The organism is Vibrio sp. 11986-1-5 (genome assembly GCF_963878025.1).
Lineage (GTDB): Bacteria > Pseudomonadota > Gammaproteobacteria > Enterobacterales > Vibrionaceae > Vibrio > Vibrio injensis.
On sequence record NZ_CAWNVW010000022.1, the window covers coordinates 369,307 to 388,016 of the forward strand.

The 18,710-nt window shown below is 44.0% G+C and carries 15 protein-coding genes; 8 read left to right on the forward strand and 7 right to left on the reverse strand.

What is annotated here, in order from left to right; translation table 11 throughout:
• Window positions 1–234 precede the first annotated feature (234 nt).
• Both alr and AACS00_RS07540 read left to right on the forward strand, forming a co-directional pair.
• The gene (alr, locus tag AACS00_RS07535; protein ID WP_110166990.1) at window positions 235–1,458 is read left to right on the forward strand and encodes an alanine racemase; all 1,224 of its coding nucleotides are present in this window, start codon (window positions 235–237) and stop codon (window positions 1,456–1,458) included.
• A gap of 345 nt (window positions 1,459–1,803) precedes the next feature.
• Window positions 1,804–2,673: an EamA family transporter gene (locus tag AACS00_RS07540; RefSeq protein ID WP_110166991.1), complete on the forward strand. Its 870-nt coding sequence runs from the start codon at window positions 1,804–1,806 to the stop codon at window positions 2,671–2,673.
• A gap of 84 nt (window positions 2,674–2,757) precedes the next feature.
• Here AACS00_RS07540 and AACS00_RS07545 read toward each other — a convergent pair whose 3' ends face one another.
• From AACS00_RS07545 to AACS00_RS07575, 7 genes are all read right to left on the reverse strand, one after another.
• Entirely contained in the window at window positions 2,758–3,231 is a 474-nt protein-coding gene (locus AACS00_RS07545) for a DUF2947 domain-containing protein (RefSeq protein WP_110166992.1), read from the reverse strand.
• Between the two features lie 85 nt (window positions 3,232–3,316).
• A complete protein-coding gene (rimJ, locus tag AACS00_RS07550) occupies window positions 3,317–3,904 on the reverse strand; it encodes a ribosomal protein S5-alanine N-acetyltransferase (RefSeq protein ID WP_258306842.1) in 588 nt (195 codons plus the stop codon).
• Complete coding sequence (gene tyrR, locus AACS00_RS07555) at window positions 3,904–5,448, reverse strand: transcriptional regulator TyrR (protein ID WP_110166993.1); 1,545 nt, start codon at window positions 5,446–5,448, stop codon at window positions 3,904–3,906. Before tyrR ends, rimJ begins: the two co-directional genes overlap by 1 nt.
• Window positions 5,449–5,613: 165 nt before the next feature.
• Window positions 5,614–6,636: a YcjF family protein gene (locus tag AACS00_RS07560; RefSeq protein WP_110166994.1), complete on the reverse strand. Its 1,023-nt coding sequence runs from the start codon at window positions 6,634–6,636 to the stop codon at window positions 5,614–5,616.
• Window positions 6,633–8,012 (reverse strand): YcjX family protein, encoded by a 1,380-nt coding sequence (locus AACS00_RS07565; protein ID WP_110166995.1) that lies wholly within the window; start codon window positions 8,010–8,012, stop codon window positions 6,633–6,635. Before AACS00_RS07565 ends, AACS00_RS07560 begins: the two co-directional genes overlap by 4 nt.
• A gap of 47 nt (window positions 8,013–8,059) precedes the next feature.
• Window positions 8,060–8,245: a hypothetical protein gene (locus AACS00_RS07570; RefSeq protein ID WP_040904331.1), complete on the reverse strand. Its 186-nt coding sequence runs from the start codon at window positions 8,243–8,245 to the stop codon at window positions 8,060–8,062.
• 208 nt (window positions 8,246–8,453) lie between these two features.
• The gene (locus AACS00_RS07575) at window positions 8,454–9,977 is read right to left on the reverse strand and encodes a fumarate hydratase (protein ID WP_072669416.1); all 1,524 of its coding nucleotides are present in this window, start codon (window positions 9,975–9,977) and stop codon (window positions 8,454–8,456) included.
• A gap of 194 nt (window positions 9,978–10,171) precedes the next feature.
• Between AACS00_RS07575 and pabB the strand changes: the two genes are divergently transcribed.
• The 6 genes from pabB (at window position 10,172) to AACS00_RS07605 (ending at window position 18,710) form a co-directional block, all read left to right on the forward strand.
• On the forward strand, window positions 10,172–11,539 hold the full coding sequence (gene pabB / locus AACS00_RS07580; protein WP_110166996.1) for an aminodeoxychorismate synthase component 1: 1,368 nt from the start codon (window positions 10,172–10,174) through the stop codon (window positions 11,537–11,539).
• Window positions 11,540–11,731: 192 nt separating this feature from the next.
• Complete coding sequence (locus tag AACS00_RS07585) at window positions 11,732–12,331, forward strand: CoA pyrophosphatase (RefSeq protein WP_040904333.1); 600 nt, start codon at window positions 11,732–11,734, stop codon at window positions 12,329–12,331.
• Window positions 12,332–12,625: 294 nt separating this feature from the next.
• Window positions 12,626–13,879, forward strand: coding sequence for an aromatic amino acid transport family protein (locus AACS00_RS07590; protein WP_072669418.1), 1,254 nt, complete (start codon window positions 12,626–12,628; stop codon window positions 13,877–13,879).
• Window positions 13,880–14,026: 147 nt separating this feature from the next.
• Window positions 14,027–15,388: an L-serine ammonia-lyase gene (locus AACS00_RS07595; protein WP_110166997.1), complete on the forward strand. Its 1,362-nt coding sequence runs from the start codon at window positions 14,027–14,029 to the stop codon at window positions 15,386–15,388.
• Window positions 15,389–15,552: 164 nt separating this feature from the next.
• Window positions 15,553–16,740, forward strand: a complete 1,188-nt coding sequence (locus AACS00_RS07600; protein WP_072669420.1) for an efflux RND transporter periplasmic adaptor subunit — start codon at window positions 15,553–15,555, stop codon at window positions 16,738–16,740.
• Window positions 16,740–18,710, forward strand: coding sequence for a MacB family efflux pump subunit (locus AACS00_RS07605; RefSeq protein WP_110166998.1), 1,971 nt, complete (start codon window positions 16,740–16,742; stop codon window positions 18,708–18,710). The genes AACS00_RS07600 and AACS00_RS07605 overlap by 1 nt, the downstream gene beginning before the upstream one ends.

Consider the following 18,710-nt stretch of genomic DNA (forward strand, 5'->3'; position numbering starts at 1 on the left):
TTAGAATACTCTATAAAACGCCTACTCTCTAAACAGATGGTAGGCGTTTATATTATTGGGCTGTCATTTTATACTCACGGATTTCCCTACCGTTGGTTTTTCAAACGCCCATCACAGATTAAACGTCTATTCTAATACCTTATCAAAACAACCTGAGATTCTCGCTATACTGATGTTCATATGAAGTTAAGCGAAATTCGATTTTTAAATTTCATGCCCCGATTTGGAGACATTATGCATTTTAAAGCTACGCTACTTTCTATCGCTTTGGCGAGCGCCCTACCTTCTTTTCTCAGCCATTCAGCTCCATTAGCGCTTGATACCACCGTCCCTTCCGCAGAGCAAATCGCTCAATCCAATGCTTGGCTTGAAATCAATTTAGGTCAATTTAAAACCAACATTGAACGGTTTAAATCACACATTAACCCAAGCAGTAAAATTTGTGCAGTGATGAAGGCTGATGCTTATGGCAATGGCATCCGTGGTTTAATGCCAACGATCATCGAACAAGGTATTCCTTGTGTCGCCATCACCAGTAATGCTGAAGCACGTGCAGTACGCGAAAGTGGCTTTCAAGGTCAACTGATGCGTGTTCGATCTGCAACCATTAACGAAATTGCCGCTGTCGCCGAGCTGAATATTGAAGAGTTGATCGGCACCAAACAACAAGCGATGGATCTTGCTCAATTAGGTCAACGTTTAGGTTCACCTATCAAAGCGCATTTAGCGTTAAATGATGGTGGTATGGGCCGTAATGGTGTTGATATGAGCCATGAAAAAGGGAAACAGGAAGCACTCAGTATTACTCAGCAAAAAGGCTTACAAATTGTTGGGATCATGACACATTTCCCCAATTATAATCCCGATGATATTCGTGCAAAATTAGCGACCTTTAACCAACATGCCAATTGGCTGGTTGAGCAAGGCCCATTGAAACGCGAAGAGGTTCAATTTCACGTTGCTAACTCATATACGGCGCTTAATGTACCCGAAGCTCAATTAGACATGGTTCGCCCTGGTGGCGTGCTGTATGGTGATTTACCAACCAATCCAGAATACCTTCCTATTGTCTCATTCAAAACTCGCATCGCATCACTGCATCACCTACCAAAAGGCAAGACAGTAGGATATGACAGTACTCATATCACGGACAGCGACACCGTATTGGCCAATTTACCGGTTGGTTATTCCGATGGCTATCCGCGAAAAATGGGCAATAAAGCGCAAGTACTGATCAATGGTCAGTGGGCAAACGTGGTTGGCGTTACCTCAATGAACACCACTATGGTTGATGTATCAACAATTAAAGGCGTTCAATCTGGACAAGAAGTTGTACTGTTCGGTGCTCAAGGCAAAAAACAAATCAGTGTCGATGATATTGAAACGCATAGCGATCTCATCTTCCCTGAGCTTTACACCATATGGGGCACGGCTAATCCGCGTTTTTACGTTAAGTAGTAGAGTTAAACCTACTCGTCTACTTGTCAGGCTATTGAGTCTTTGAGGGGATGATCCTCTTCTAAATTCACTCCGCCATCAGTCCCCTTATCTCTATCGATAAGGGGACGATTACGCTCAGCGACTATGATAGAACTTGCCTACGAATATTGTTTAGACGTTTGTAGCAAAAGAAAATTCATATCCTGTTACCATTGCCATTTGTTTTATTTCAGGCAGAATAATCCATCTTTAGGTTGACCTTGATCGCCTCACGCTATTTCAGTGAATTCCAGTAATTACGGCTTATCTGTCGAAAATATCGCTGGAAACCTTTTAGATTGCCCACTTCAAGTAAAAGAGTATATGACCCAGAAATCACCCGTTCTTTTTGCGGTAGGTTGCCTACTGATCGCCATGATGGCTATACAATCAGGCTCCTCAATTGCTAAACAACTGTTTCCCCTCGTCGGTCCCGGTGGAACGGTTGCCCTGCGCGTGAGTATCTCAGCTTGCATTTTATTGATCATTTTCCGCCCGTGGCGATTATCGTTAAGCCTTACACAGTGGCGATCGATGATCATCTACGGTACAAGTTTAGGCGGAATGCAGATCTTATTTTACTTTGCCATCGAACGTATTCCATTAGGGATTGGTGTCGCTTTAGAATTTACTGGCCCACTACTCCTCGCGCTATTTTCTTCAAAACGTAAGCTCGATTTGCTTTGGGTTGCTTTGGCGATATCTGGTATGGCGTTGTTACTGCCCGATATGCGAGGGGTTGATGCCCTCGATCCAATTGGTGTTGCGCTAGCATTGGCTGCTGGCGGCTGCTGGGCTGGATATATTTGGTTTGGGCAGCGAGCAGGTACGGTTGGTTCTGGTGGAATGACCGTGGCCATCGGTATGACCGTAGCGGCGCTGTTTATTTTTCCGATTGGCGCTTATAGCGCATCATCCACGATCTTTACTTGGTCAATATTGCCAATGGCAATCACCGTAGCGATTCTCTCCAGTGCATTGCCTTATAGTTTGGAAATGATGGCGTTAAGCCGCTTATCTACCCAACATTTTAGTGTATTAATGAGTCTAGAACCCGCCGTCGCGGCCATGGCAGGATTGATGATTTTAGATGAAAGGCTAGCGTTATCACAGTGGTTCGCTATCGCTTTGATCATCAGCGCGTCAATGGGTAGTACTTTAAGTGCGCAGCGCAGAAAGATAGTGACGCAGTAACTTTTTAAGAGAGGGACAGAGTGATTGTATTGCTTTTGCTAGTACAACCACTCTTTTTATCGTCAGAAAGAACTCAACTTGAAGCTATAAACGCTGACCAATTTTCACAGAGCCATTCGTTTGAAACCATAATGCTTGTGCGCGACGGCGACCAATTAAGATTGGACCATCATCATAGAATAAAAAGTTCTTCCAATGGCTTTTAAACACCGACCATTTGGTTTCAATGACATTGTATTTCTCATAGCAAAAATAAACCGTCACATCATCTTGCCAATCAATGTGTTCCAGTATCGCTGCTGGTAAAGCAGGATCATCACTTTCCCATGCTTCCATCCATGAGATGTCTTGCTGCCAACTGGCGGCTTTTTTGGGCCAGTCTTGCGAACTAAAACGTTCAGCATCTGGACTTTGTGCACTGATGTTTTCTTTCCAAAACTGAGCAGAGCGTGATGGGCTCATCGGTTTTATCTGTGCTTGATCACCCTCGGGGACGGGCATTGATTGATGCGTGAAAATCCATTTTCTTGAATACTGTTCCAAAGGCAAATACGACATGAGATGTCCTTAGACGTTAAACCAGCATGGTACTGGCGATAAATAAAGTGAGAATAGCGACATAAACGGCGGATAACATATGATCCTATCCGCTGATTGAAACATTGGCTTGCCAGTTTGGATTAATCAACGAAACCAATACATGATCTTGCCATTGGCCATTAATCAATAAGTAATCTTTGGCTAATCCTTCTCGACTAAAGCCAACTCGCTCTAGAACGGCTGCACTTCGATGATTGCTTGGCATATAAGCGGCCATAATACGATGTATATTCTGTTGCTTAAACAAATATTCACACGCCATATGAAGTGCCCGAGTCATGATATAACGCCCTTCTGCCGACTCGGCTAACGAGTAGCCAACATGACAAGCATAAAAAGGAAAACGCGTGACGTTACTGAACGAAATCGTGCCAACAATCTGTTGGCTATTAACATCAATGATTAAGCAATAATATCCGAGAGCTAAGCGGTGCAACTCTTCCAGTTTAATTAATCTCTGCTGCCAACCAGTGACCTCAAAAAAAGCCGCTTCGCGTTGAGGCTCCCACGGTTTTAAATAATCACGATTAGTCACAAAATAATCAGCCAGTCCTTCAGCATCCTCTAATTGAGCAGTGCGTACAATAATCTCACCATCACTGATCAACATCGTCGTTCTTTTTTTAGTCATTAACGCTTCCTGATCCCATAATCACGTAGCTTATTGGCTATTGAGGTATGTGATACATTTAAACGTTTAGCAAGTTTTCGACTGGATGGAAACGACTGGTAGAGTTTATCTAGAATTTGTGATTCATAGTCTTTCATAATGTCGTCAAGCGAGCCATCGAGGTTAACCGTAGACAACCCTAAACCACCGCTATCGACCGCTGGCAAATGGAAATAATCGGCCTGTAATTGATCACCATCCATTTCGGTTAAGGCGCGTAGCACCATATTATCTAACTGACGAATATTACCCGGCCACGGGTATTGCATTAACTGGTCGACTAAAGCTTCTGCGTACTCCGGCTTTGCCATGCCTAATTTATGGGAGTGCTTGGTAACAAAAAGATCCAAAAGCGGCTGGATATCACTTGGTCGTTCACGCAGTGCTGGAATACGCAAGGTTAATACATTCAGTCGATAGAAGAGATCTTCTCGGAACGAACCTGAATCGGCTAATTCGGCCAAATTATGGCGCGTAGAAGCAATCACTCGAACATCGATATGTATTTCATGCTCTTCACCGACTCGGCGAAAGGTACCGTCTTGTAAAAAACGCAATAATTTGATCTGTAGATGCGGGCTCATTTCGCCAATTTCATCTAAAAAGACCGTGCCACCGTTCGCTTGTTCAAAAATCCCTTTATGCCCTTGTTGATGATTAAAAGATCCCGGAGCATGTCCAAAAAGCTCCGTTTCTGCTACATCATCTGGCATAGAGGCGCAACTTAACACTAAAAAGGGAGCACTAGAGCGGTGAGAGCGATGATGACAAGCTCGGGCAAGCATCTCTTTTCCGGTGCCTGTTTCACCTTCAATTAATAACGGCTGATCGAGCATAGCTAATTTTTTAGCATGATTAATCAAAGCTTTATGACGATTGGAAACACCGACAAAATGCTCAAAGCCTAATGCATTATGGATAGATAATCGGTCGTGTCCCTGTACCGTCGTAACCTTGGAACGCAAAATCATCATCGAGCTAGCCAAACTAGCTTCATGGGGCGAGTTGCCAATATAAACAGGCATGACTTCCATAGTATAATCTAGGCCGTCAATCACAACATCTTCACGAATCGGCGCTTTACTGCCATCAACCCAACGAGAGAAATTAAACAGTGGCAACAATTGAGATATTTGGCTACCAATCACTTCTTGACTAGGTTTATTCAATAGCGCGAGAGCGCTTTGGTTCGCCATATCAACAAAGCCTTTTAGATCAATCGCTAATACAGCATCAGGGAGGTTATTGAGCAAGGAAATCAATTCAGTATTATGACGCTCCATCGGCATAAACTGAATTTTACGAACATCTTTGACGCCAGAAATACGGCGAATTTCCGCCATTAACTCACTAAAAGTATCAAAATCAATATCTGGGCAATTGAGATAAATAATGCCTATCACATCAATCTCGATACCTCGTAAATCGATTTTTTTTGAAGCGAGGATTTCAAGAAGCTCTCGGGTTAAGCCGAGTCTATCTTCACAAATGACTTCTAGACGCACTGAATGTTATCCTAAGCAGAAAGTGTCACGAAAAGTTGACAGTAGTTTCTATCAAGCCTTGCACAGCGTCAAGTCATTCTCGTTAAATACTTCGAGTTGCTCCTACAAACTCCGACTATATTCTTCCTACTTGAAGCGACAGTGGTGTTGACGACGTTAATCGGATTATTGACTGACCAAAGCAGTAATTTTTGCCACGATTTGTTTACGTATTGCACTCAACTTAACCACTCGATTCTTTTGCCACGGTAATGGCCTAAGTAGCGCAATCGCTTTTAGGCCTAAACGAGCGGTTAACAAACCAACACCAAGCCCTTGCCCTGCCCGAGCAGACAGTTTCTTAGTCAGATCCATCGATAACAAATCCATACTGGCATCAATCGCCAACTCACTCGCTCCTGCCACGGCCATATTAACTAATACGGCTTTAAACAGCTGTAAACGAGACCAGTAGCCAAGCTCAATGCCATAGACATCCGCTAAACGATCAATCATCGTAAAATTACGCCAAGCAATTAATAACATATCCACCAAAGCTAAAGGACTGATCGCTACCAATACGGCAGCTTCAGTGGCGTAGCGTGAGACGATTTGAGTGGCCTGTTTATCTTGTTCATTGACCACCATCGCATCGTACAATTCAATAATTTCAGCATCGCTGTGACTATTATCAATACTCTTCAACCAGCGTTGATAAGCGCTGCTATGCAAATTAGTGTGACTTTTATTGGCTAGCATCGTACAAAAAGCTTGTCCTTGCCCTAGCCCATCTTGCTGAATCAATTGTTCAGCTTGCTCTTGGATGGAAAAATGCTGACGTAAACGGCGCAACGTCCACAACTCTTGCACTAAGCGCCCAATACCTAAGCTCGCTAAAAGCGTTAATAAAATAATCCAAGCCAGATCAAGCCAGTTAGCCGCTTGAATCGCAGTAAAAATACTCTCAATCGCTTGCCAACCAAGTAAGGTAGAAAAAACCACCAATAAACTGACGATCAACCATTTTTTCTTCCGCCTTGGGCGAATGACTTTTTCAAGCTGAGCCTCTAATTTAGTTTCTGGCTCCGTACTCGCTTCAATAATAAACTTCTGCGGATCACTGAATGTCTTTGACTCGGTTAAAGTTTGTTCCGTTTCAGTTTGCTTAAGTGGTTGATGGAATATTTGCTGATCTTTTAACTCTGTCATGTCAATTTATCCCCAATCAAGATATCTAACGCTTTATCCATCCGAATGTGCTGACAAGGTTGATCATCGAGACTCGGCATGGGACGAAAAGCAATAAACTTAAACTGATGCTGCTGCCAATAGTCAGGATGAGGCAGCTTTTTAGGGACATCTCCGGGGTATAGAGTGATCGGTTGTCCTTGTATATCCACCCCTTGAATAGCCGCAATTTTTTGATGATGATTCTCAACATAGCCCGATTGAGTCGCTCGAATCGACGCAAGGCTGATGCAACGCATTTCAATATTTTCGTAAGCGGCATGTTGCCAAGCCGGATGAATCATCTGCTGCAGCAATGACACCATATTCGGATGCTGATCGGGCGTTACATGATCAGCTTTGGTTGCCGCAAAAAGTACTTTATCAATCTTAGGCGCCAATAAGCGACGGAGTAACCCAGTTCGGCCATAACGAAAGCTGTGCATAATCTGTTCTAGTGCACAACGCATATCCAGAAATGCTTCATGACCAGCATTTAACGGCGATAGGCAATCAACCAATACAATCTGTCGATCAAAGGTGGCAAAATGTTGTTTATAAAACACTTTAACTACCTTATTTTGATACTCTTGATAACGAGCGAGTAGCAGGCTCAACATTGAATTTTTCGTAGGTTTCTTCTCAGGATCAGCCACACGACAAGGGAAAAACTGCAATACCGGCGCTCCGACGAGTTCTCCCGGTAATACAAAACGTCCTGGTTGAACCCAATGTAACCCTTGCTCTTTACATTGATGAAGGTAATCGGTATAGAGCGCGGCAACATCGGCTAATCGTGCTTCATTGGCTTCCTGATCGAGATTAAGCTTATCCAATGCATTTAACCAAGGTTTCGCTAATTCTGCCCGTTGACCATGTAGCGCATTAAATTGCTGAGTAGACCAAGTATAAAAATCCATACTCAGTAATGGCAAATCCAATAACCATTCACCAGGGTAATCAATAATATCCAGATACAGTGTTGCTGTACTACCCAGTAGTTTTTTACTGCGTTTGTGTGGTCGATATTTAATCGCTAAACGAATTTCACTGACATCACGGGTGGGTACTGGCCAGTCAGGCGGATCAGCATGGAGTTGCTCCATGGCTTGGTCATAACTGAAACGAGGCACCATAAGATTACTTTGTGGGATACGCTTGGCACCAATAATCCGTTTATCACGCGCCGCTGCCAACAAAGGTAACTGATCATGTGTGGCCGTATGAAGCAGTTGATTCACTAACGAACTAATGAACGCGGTTTTACCTGCTCGCGATAAACCGGTGACAGCTAGACGAACATGGGCGTCTAAACCTCGGTGCAGAAGTGCACTCACCTCTTGACTGATTCGCTGCATAGCTCGTGGGTATCCTCAGTAAATGTTGCCATTTTAGGTCAAGATAATTAATCGTCTTCAATCAGTTTGTAAATGACAAATAAGCTTATTTGTAGCAAAACAAACAGAACACAACTAGTAATAACATATTTACTGTAAAAAATAGAAAGACCATGAAAAATCAGGTCATAACTTAATAACGCGGCTAATACGATAGCAACGACGATTTGTAGCAATCGAATAAAACGTGGCATGGTTTCTCCTCTGAAATTCTATTAACAATGCTGGTTATCGGTTATTTCTCATCCTGAACTACTTGGTTAAATCGCACTGATAGTCTGTTTGTCAATAGCGATTGTTCCTCGATAGTCACAACAAGATATGCATAGACCAGATAAAGAAAAGGTGTAGCGTTATGCTACACCTAATAGTCACTTAAGCTCAATTTGCTTACACATTTATTTAGCTCTGCTGAGTGGCTTCAGCGATTTTGACGCGCCATGTATCCGGACCAATCTGATGGGCGTTGGCTCCGGTCGAATCAACGGCGACCGTCACTGGCATATCTTCCACTTCAAACTCATAGATAGCTTCCATACCGAGATCTTCAAAAGCGACAACGCGCGCTTTCTTAATCGCTTTAGCAACAAGATACGCCGCACCGCCTACCGCCATTAAATAAACCGCTTTATTCTTCTTGATGGATTCAACGGTCGCAGAGCCGCGTTCGGCTTTACCTATCATGCCCATCACACCCACCTCTTCAAGCATCATATCGGTAAATTTATCCATGCGAGTTGAAGTTGTCGGTCCCGCTGGCCCTACGACTTCATCGCCAACCGCATCAACAGGGCCAACGTAGTAGATAAACTTATCCCTTAAATCAACGCCCTCAGGAAGTTTCTCTCCGTTTTGAAGCATGGTTTGTAGGCGTTTATGCGCCGCATCACGTCCAGTTAAAATTTTACCCGACAGCAATACGGTTTCACCGGTTTTCCATTGCTGAGTCTCTTCACGGGTCACCGTATCTAAATTCACTCGGCGTGTATTCGCGCCCGCTTGCCAAGTAATTTGTGGCCAATCTTCAAGCTTAGGTGGTGTTAGCTCTGCAGGACCGCTACCATCTAATGTAAAATGCACATGACGAGTTGCCGCGCAGTTAGGAATCAAGCACACTGGCTTAGAAGCCGCGTGGGTTGGTGCCGATTTAATTTTCACATCCACCACGGTGGTTAAACCGCCTAGACCCTGCGCGCCAATACCAAGTTTATTGACTCGATTAAAGATATCCAAACGCAGCTCTTCTTCAGCATTTTGTGGGCCACGAGCAATCAGCTCTTGAATATCAATGTGTTCCATTAAAGACTCTTTAGCCAGTACTGCAGCTTTTTCTGCCGTACCACCAATACCAATGCCGAGCATGCCCGGAGGGCACCAACCAGCTCCCATGGTCGGTAGCGTTTTCTCCACCCACTCTGCAATATCATCAGAAGGGTTAAGCATCGCCATTTTGGTTTTATTTTCACTACCGCCGCCTTTGGCAGCAATTTGTATTTCTACTTTATCGCCCGGCACCATATTAATGTGTACCACTGCTGGAGTATTGTCCTTAGTGTTAATCCGCTTACCGGCGGGATCCATCAGTACAGAAGCTCGTAAAGGGTTATCTGGGTTGGTGTAAGCCTGACGAACGCCCTCATCAACCATCTGCTGTACAGTCATATCGGTTGAGTCCCATTGGACTGCCATACCGATGTTAACAAAGCAAGTCACGATGCCTGTATCTTGACAAATGGGACGATGCCCCTCTGCTGACATACGTGAGTTAATTAAGATTTGCGCAATCGCATCTTTAGCGGCTTGGCTCTCTTCACGATGGTAGGCTTGTTCTAGCGCTTGGACAAAATCAAGGGGATGATAGTAAGAGATGTATTGTAATGCGTCAGCGACACTGCTGATCACATCTTGTTGGCGAATTACCGTCATTGCATGCCTCATTATAGTTATATGTTCATAATCTGAAACCGAAAGCACAAGGTAAAGTCAGTAAAGCCTAAGGGCAACAAACGACTGAATTAAGCGCTTACGTCAAGAAACAGCTTTCTTTCAGGCTTTTATGATACTCTTGCTTTCCTTTATGTGCTACGCAGTGAAGTGACCCATTGTCACAAATTACACAAATGAATGTTGAAGAAAAAAAATTTATTCAAGTGCAGCCCATCGCTTATCAAAAAGATCTCGCTCAGCAGCTTTTTAGTCGTGTAGAGCAACTTCCTTGGGCAATGATGCTTCGTTCGGCCTCGACTCAGCATATCGATAGCCGCTTTGATATTGTGGTCGCTAATCCGATTGCTACCCTAGTGACGATTGGTAATGATACCACAATCCAACAACCCAGTGGTGTGACATTGTCACAAAAAGATCCTTTTGCATTACTGGCTGAACTACAAGCGCACCATTTACCAGCAGCGGTTTATCAAAGTGAGTTGCCTTTTGTTGGCGGTGCGCTGGGCTATTTCGGCTATGATTTAGGCCGTCGAATAGAGTCATTAGCTGAGCAAGCGCAGCACGATATTGCCATGCCGGATATGGCGATTGGGCTTTATGAGTGGGCATTGATCGTCGATCATCAACAACAAACTGCTTGCTGGGCTGGCATCAATATTGAGCAAGCTCAGGCTTGGTTTGCCTCGTTCGAACCTCTCTCTCAGCCGCCATTTCAGCTCACCAGTGCTTGGTCATCGAACATGACCGCCCAACAATATCAGCAAAAATTTAACCAAATCGAAGCGTACTTACTCTCCGGTGACTGCTATCAAATTAATCTAGCGCAACGTTTTAGCGCGGATTATCAAGGCAGTGAATGGCTTGCCTATCAGCGGTTAGAACAAAGTAATCTCGCTCCCTTCTCTGCTTTTATTCGCTTGGAACAAGGCGCGATTCTCAGTGTCTCTCCTGAACGTTTTTTACAAGTGAATCAACGAGTCATTGAAACCAAACCAATTAAAGGTACTCGACCACGTCATCAAGATCCCCGACACGATAAAGCACAAGCTAATGAACTCGCGCAAGCCGCCAAAGATCAAGCTGAGAATTTAATGATTGTCGATCTGCTGCGTAATGATATTGGCCGAGTCGCTAAACCTGGCAGTGTTCACGTACCTAAGCTCTTTGAAATCGAGAGTTTTCCTGCAGTACACCATTTGGTCAGCACCATTCGTGCCCAGCTTGATGAGCAATATCAAGTCACTGACTTACTGCGCGCAAGCTTTCCCGGAGGATCGATTACTGGCGCACCGAAAGTCAGGGCGATGCAGATCATTGAAGAATTGGAACCACATCGGCGCAGTGCTTATTGCGGTTCAATTGGTTATATCAGTCGTCATGGTAAAATGGACACCAGTATAACCATCCGGACCTTGGTTACCCATCAGCAGAAGATTTACGCTTGGGCTGGTGGCGGTATCGTCGCCGATAGCCAATGGCAAGCTGAATATCAAGAAACGTTAGATAAACTCAGCCGGATCCTGCCAATTCTTGAACAATAGGCTAAATTTATAAAATAAATACTCAAATAGCTTGGCGCTGCCGTTAATCTGCTGGTCGATGATCGCCGTTCAACACAGATAAAGCAGCCCACTTTGCGTAGCTTCGAGTAGCAAAGCTAATCAACATGACGTAAGTTAATCGATCTGAGCGCATGACTCCGTCGCGCGCTTTTTATCGCAGGAGAACGAGGCATGATCAGTAAACAACAACTGATGCAAGATTTTTTACTCAAAACCCCCGTTGGTTACCATGCCCAGTCACTCAACCGCGCAGCTCATTTGCAGTCAGCCTCATTAAGAAAGGCCTCCGTGTTAGTCGGCTTTGTCGAACGACCACAAGGCCTCAGTGTTGTTTTAACCAAACGCGCCGCCCATCTTAAGCACCATCCAGGACAAATTAGCTTCCCAGGCGGAAAATATGAAGCCAGTGATGGTACTCTTTACCAAACGGCCAAAAGAGAAGCGCACGAAGAGATCGGATTAGAAGCTAAATACATTAAGATCCTCGGCCAGTTACCAGAACTGGTGACGATCAGTCAGTTTGCGGTAACTCCAGTGATTGCATTCATTGATCCCCGTTATGAAATGTCCATTGATACTAACGAAGTCGAAGAAGTCTTCGAGGTTCCAGCCGCTTATCTTTTCGATCAAAAACATTTACTCAGTAATACCTTTTTAATAAAAAACTCCCTGCATAAAGTCTTCGCCTTGCCATATAAACATCATTTTATATGGGGTATGACTGCACAAATCATCCAAGCACTGCAAAAACACATTAATAGTGATAGATAACCTTTGAAATGATTAATTTACGTACACATTTTGTCATCTATCCATTATTTCAACCACCAAAGCAATCGTTTGCTTTGCATTATTATCATAAAATGACACCTTCAAATAACCTTAACCAACCCAACCATTAACAATTTCCACATGTGGCACAGTTTTTTCGTGATCAATCAGGGGTTTTTGACATATCATTCAATAGGCGCAGACAATTCATGATTTAGATCTATTTTTTATTGTAAAAAAACCTGCAAAATTGCGCCCGACTTATTTCCTGTTCCCAAAATGAGTAAATTAAACATGAATACAACCACAACGGTTACATCAGCGACACAATCCACTGGCAAGTGGACCTATAAAGATTTTGTATGGTCGCTTTCCCTTTTTGGTACCGCCGTCGGTGCTGGCGTTCTTTTTCTGCCGATCAAAGCTGGTGCGGGTGGTTTTTGGCCGCTGGTCATTCTTGCACTGATTGCAGCACCAATGACTTGGTTTGCCCATAAAGGACTGGCTCGTTTCGTTCTTTCTGCGAGTAAAACTGACTCTGACATCACCGATACCGTCGAAGAACACTTTGGTAAAACTGGCGCCAACCTTATCACTTTTGCTTACTTTTTCGCCATCTACCCTATCGTTCTTATCTACGGAGTCGGGATTACGAATACCGTCGACTCTTTCCTTGTGCACCAATTTGGTATGGAATCCATTCCTCGCTGGTTACTCTCTGGCGCGCTAATTTCATTAATGACTGCTGGTGTTGTTTTTGGTAAAGAATTAATGCTTAAAGCGACCTCAGCGATGGTTTATCCTCTAGTATTTATTCTATTGGCTTTGTCTGTGTTCCTTATCCCGGATTGGAACACTTCAATGATCGAAACCTCTCCAGATTGGTCAACCGTTCCAGTGATTGTCTGGTTAGCCATTCCTATCATCGTGTTCTCTTTTAACCACAGTCCAATCATCAGCCAATTTACCAAATCACAACGTCAAGAGCACGGTGAGCATGCGGTCGTGAAAACCGATATGATCACTGCTGGTGCAGCAATGATGTTAATGGGATTTGTGATGTTTTTCGTCTTCTCTGTGGTACTGTCTTTAACACCAGAACAGTTAACTATGGCGCAAGAGCAGAACATCAGTGTGCTTTCATACATAGCCAATGTGCATGAATCACCACTGATTTCTTATCTTGGTCCTATCGTGGCACTTGCAGCAATCACTTCAAGCTACTTTGGTCACTTCTTAGGTGCTCATGAAGGTTTAGTCGGTTTAGTTAAATCACGCAGTCAAATGTCTGTGGGTAAAATCGATAAAATCTCGCTCCTGTTTATCGTCCTTACTACTTGGATTGTCGCTATTGTTAACCCTAGTATCTTGGGTATGATTGAAACTATGGGTGCACCAATGATTGCTGCTATCCTATTCATTTTACCTGTTTTTGCGATGCAAAAAGTACCAGCAATGGCGAAGTATAAAACAACACTACCAGTACAAATATTCACAGTTATTTGTGGTTTTGCCGCGATTAGTTCTGTAATCTACGGCGCTCTTTAATCTCTGCATCAGCGTATGAGTGAAAAGATACCTGAAGCTTGAAGAATAGCGTGATCAACCACGCGGTAACATCAAGCTAGTCAGGTAAAATATAACAATAAAAAAGCCTCCCTTAACCAAGGGGGGCTTACTTTTGAGGCAATCAATATGATTAGTGTATTTGATATCTATAAAATTGGTGTCGGACCGTCAAGCTCACACACGGTTGGCCCAATGAAAGCGGGTAAACAATTTATTGATGATTTACGAGCAATGGGAAAATTGCGCGACATCACTAAAATTACCGTGGATGTTTATGGATCATTATCACTGACAGGGAAAGGTCACCACACAGATATCGCCATCATTATGGGCTTAGCGGGTAATACCCCAGAAAAAGTCGATATCGATGCGATTCCAAGTTTTATTGCTCGCGTTACTGAAACGGAGCGCCTTCCTGTTGGCATGCACTGCCATACCGTTGATTTTCCTCGTGAAGGTGGCATGAACTTCCATAAAAGCAATTTGTCATTGCATGAAAATGGTATGCAAATTCACGCTTGGATTGATGACAATCCTGTCTACTCAAAGACCTACTACTCTATTGGTGGCGGTTTTATTGTCGATGAAGAAAACTTTGGTAAAGAGATTGAATCTCCAGTCCAAGTTCCCTATCCATTCACGAGTGCCGAACAACTTCTTGCTCAGTGCCAAGAGCACGGCCTTTCTATTAGCACTCTAGTGATGGCCAATGAAAAAACTCTTCATTCAGACGAAGAAGTTCGTACTTATTTCGCTAATATCTGGCGCACCATGCGTGAATGTATGGAACGTGGTCTGAATACTGAAGGCATTTTACCGGGGCCTTTGCGTGTTCCCCGCCGTGCCGCTGCACTTCGCCAACAACTGCTAACTTCTGAAAAAACGACTAATGATCCGATGGCCGTTGTCGATTGGGTTAATATGTATGCTTTTGCGGTTAACGAAGAAAACGCAGCAGGTGGTCGCGTGGTAACCGCACCCACCAATGGTGCTTGTGGTATTATTCCTGCGGTCTTAGCCTACTATGACAAATTTATCCAAACCGTAACCGAGAAAGACTACATTCGTTACTTTGCTACCTCAGGTGCGATTGGTGGTTTGTACAAGCGTAATGCTTCTATCTCTGGAGCTGAAGTCGGTTGCCAAGGCGAAGTCGGGGTAGCATGCTCAATGGCCGCTGCGGGTTTAGCAGAGCTACTCGGGGGCAGTCCTGAGCAAGTGTGTATGGCTGCAGAGATTGCTATGGAGCATAATCTAGGTCTTACCTGCGACCCAGTTGCAGGACAAGTGCAAGTACCTTGTATCGAACGTAACGGGATTGCCGCCGTGAAAGCAATTAACTCCACTCGTATGGCGATGCGTCGTTCATCGGCTCCCCGTGTCTCTTTAGACAAAGTGATCGAAACAATGCTTGAAACAGGTAAAGATATGAATGCTAAATATCGCGAAACCTCCCAAGGTGGATTAGCGGTTAAAGTGATCTGTTAATCTTCCTCAACGATTGATCTTCCCAAGCCTGATACTTCATCAGGCTTTTTATTTTCCCTTTCTCCATCTTTACTTAGCTTTACCTAACCGCCGCTTGTTTTATCTCCAGATAACGTTATAAATGGTGATAATCATTCTCTTTTATATGCTGGTTCATTTTTACCATGTCATTCTCTATTACTAAAAAAACGACGCTTACGTTTTTGATCGTCATTCTTATTCTTATCGCAGTGGGTTATATCTTGTATCCCCAAAAAAATGCGACAACCTACGTTACCGACACCGTTCAGCGTGGCAACATCGAAGAAACCGTCCTTGCTACCGGCATGCTACAAGCCTCAAAACTGGTGGCGGTTGGTGCGCAAGTATCAGGTCAAATTGAGACACTAGCGGTCAATTTAGGGGACACTATTCGACAAGGTGATTTAGTGGCTCAAATCGATAATTTGGCCCAACAGAATAAACTCAAAGAAGCCCAAGCATCATTGAACAGTTTAAATGCCCAATACCAAGCCAAACAGGCATTGATTCGTCAAGCTCAAGCTGAGTTTAACCGACAAAAAGCGATGCTGGCAGAAAACGCTAGCTCACAAGCGGATTACGAAGCTGCTCAGGCATCACTGGCTGTGCATATTGCAGAACTGAAACAACTAGCAGCACAGCAAGAACAAGCAAAAATTAGTGTTGATAGCGCCAACCTCGATCTCAATTACACCACCATCCGAGCGCCGATGGATGGGACGGTGGTTTACAGTGCCGTTGAAGAAGGTCAAACCGTTAATGCCAATCAAACCACCCCGACAATTATTGAACTAGCAGTACTCGATACCATGACTGTAAAAGCTCAAATATCCGAAGCCGACATCATTAAAGTCACTCCGGGACTGCCCATCTATTTCACTATTCTAGGTCAACCGAATAAACGTTACTCCAGTACATTGCGTGCTATTGAACCCGGCCCAACATTAATGACTGGTAATGACAGTAATCTTTCAATCAGTAATGATGAGGCCATTTACTATCATGGTTTGTTTGATGTGGATAACCCAGATGGACTATTGCGCATCGGTATGACAGCTCAAGTCACCATTGTTTTACACCGCTCAGAAAATGCACTATTGATCCCCGCTCAAGTGCTGATCAAACAACCAGGACCAAAACCTCGCTATCAAGTTCCTGTATTAGAAAATGATCAAGCTGTATTTCGTGATGTCAAAATCGGCCTCAATAATAAAGTCAATGTAGAAATTCTTGAGGGACTTAATGAAGGCGACACACTGATTTTAGGCATGCCAAATACACTCAATAACAACACGAGCCGTCGTATGAGTCCACCAGGGATGCGTTTCTAATGTCAGAGGCTTTATTAAACATAGTCAATGTTTCTCGCCACTTTACTTCTGGCGATGAAACGCTCACTGTCTTAAAAGAGATCGATCTAACTATCGAACGAGGTGAAATGGTTGCCATAGTTGGCGCTTCTGGTTCAGGTAAATCTACTTTAATGAATATCTTAGGTTGCTTAGATACCCCAAGTTGTGGTGAATATTGGGTGAATGGACAAAACACCTCACAACTGAATTCTGATCAACTGGCTGAGCTACGCCGTGAATATTTCGGGTTTATCTTTCAACGCTACCACCTATTAGGGGATTTAGACGCCTTAGGAAATGTCGAAATCCCAGCTATTTATGCTGGTTACGATAAACAGACTCGCCATGAACGAGCACGCAAACTGCTTGAACGATTAGGACTAGCCGAACGACTGGATCATAAGCCCAACCAACTAAGCGGCGGTCAGCAACAACGTGTTTCTGTGGCTCGAGCCCTCGTTAATGGCGGCGATGTCATTCTTGCCGATGAGCCGACGGGCGCACTGGACAGTAAAAGTGGTTCAGAAATGATGCAACTGCTGCAAGAGCTTCATAGCCTTGGGCACACCATCATTATCGTCACCCACGATATGCATGTAGCTCAGTATGCAGACCGCATTATAGAGATCAAAGATGGTGAAATTCTCAGTGATCGTATCAACCACTCGACCAGTGACACGGCACTTCAGCCACATGCCCTTGCCCATCATACTCCGCTACTCAAAACCTCAACTGTCGGTCGTAACAAAAGGTGGCTCGACAATTGTTGGGAAGCGTTAAAAATGGCACTGTTAGCGATGTCAAACCATCGATTAAGAACCTTCTTGACTATGCTCGGCATCATCATTGGGATTGCTTCAGTGGTTTCCGTGGTGGCACTCGGTAATGGCTCACAAAAGTCGATTTTAGAAAGTATTGCCGCCATGGGCACCAATACGATTGATATTATGCCTGGTTCAGGCTTTGGCGATCGGCGATCCGGTCGAATTCGAACGTTAACCGCAGAAGATGCTCAAGCGCTGCAATCACTGTCGTTTATTGATAGTGTCACTCCTACCGTCAATAGTTCCGCGACCATCAAATTTAGTAATCAATCGGTCACCGCTTCGATACAAGGAGTTGGCCCTGATTTTTTCCGAGTCCGTGGCTATGAACTCGCCAAAGGGCAATATTGGGATCAAACCAGTGTGGATAACTTAGCCCAAGAAGCTGTCATCGATCACAATACATTAACGGCACTTTTTGCTAATGAGAATCCCATCGGTAAAGTCATTTTTGCAGGTAAACTGCCTATCCGAATTATTGGCGTCACTGCGGCGAAAGAGAGTGCATTTGGCAATAACGACGCTCTCAATATATGGGTTCCTTACAGTACGATTAATGCACGAATGATGCGTCAAAGCCATCTTAATCGAATCACTGTACGTCTTGATGACAACATTCCTAGTGATGCGGCAGAGCAAGCGATTATCTCTTTATTAACCATGCGTCATGGTACTAAAGATTTCTTTACGATTAATACCGACACCATTCAACAAAATATTCAAAAAACAACCGCAACCATGACCTTACTCATCTCCGCCATCGCCGTTATTTCATTAATTGTCGGGGGGATTGGCGTAATGAATATTATGCTGGTTTCGGTCACCGAACGTACCCGAGAAATCGGCGTACGTATGGCTGTTGGTGCAAGACAGAACGATATTTTGCGTCAGTTTCTTATCGAAGCGGTACTTGTTTGTTTGTGTGGTGGGATCATTGGAATTGCCCTCGCCTATTTAATCGGCGTCGGTTTTTCATCATTCGGTAGTAGTTTTACCTTGATCTATTCTACCGCCCCAATCGTCTCTGCCTTTTTGTGCTCAACATTAATCGGTGTTCTATTTGGCTATCTTCCTGCGAAAAATGCCGCTCAGCTAAATCCGATTGATGCGCTTGCCCGGGAGTAA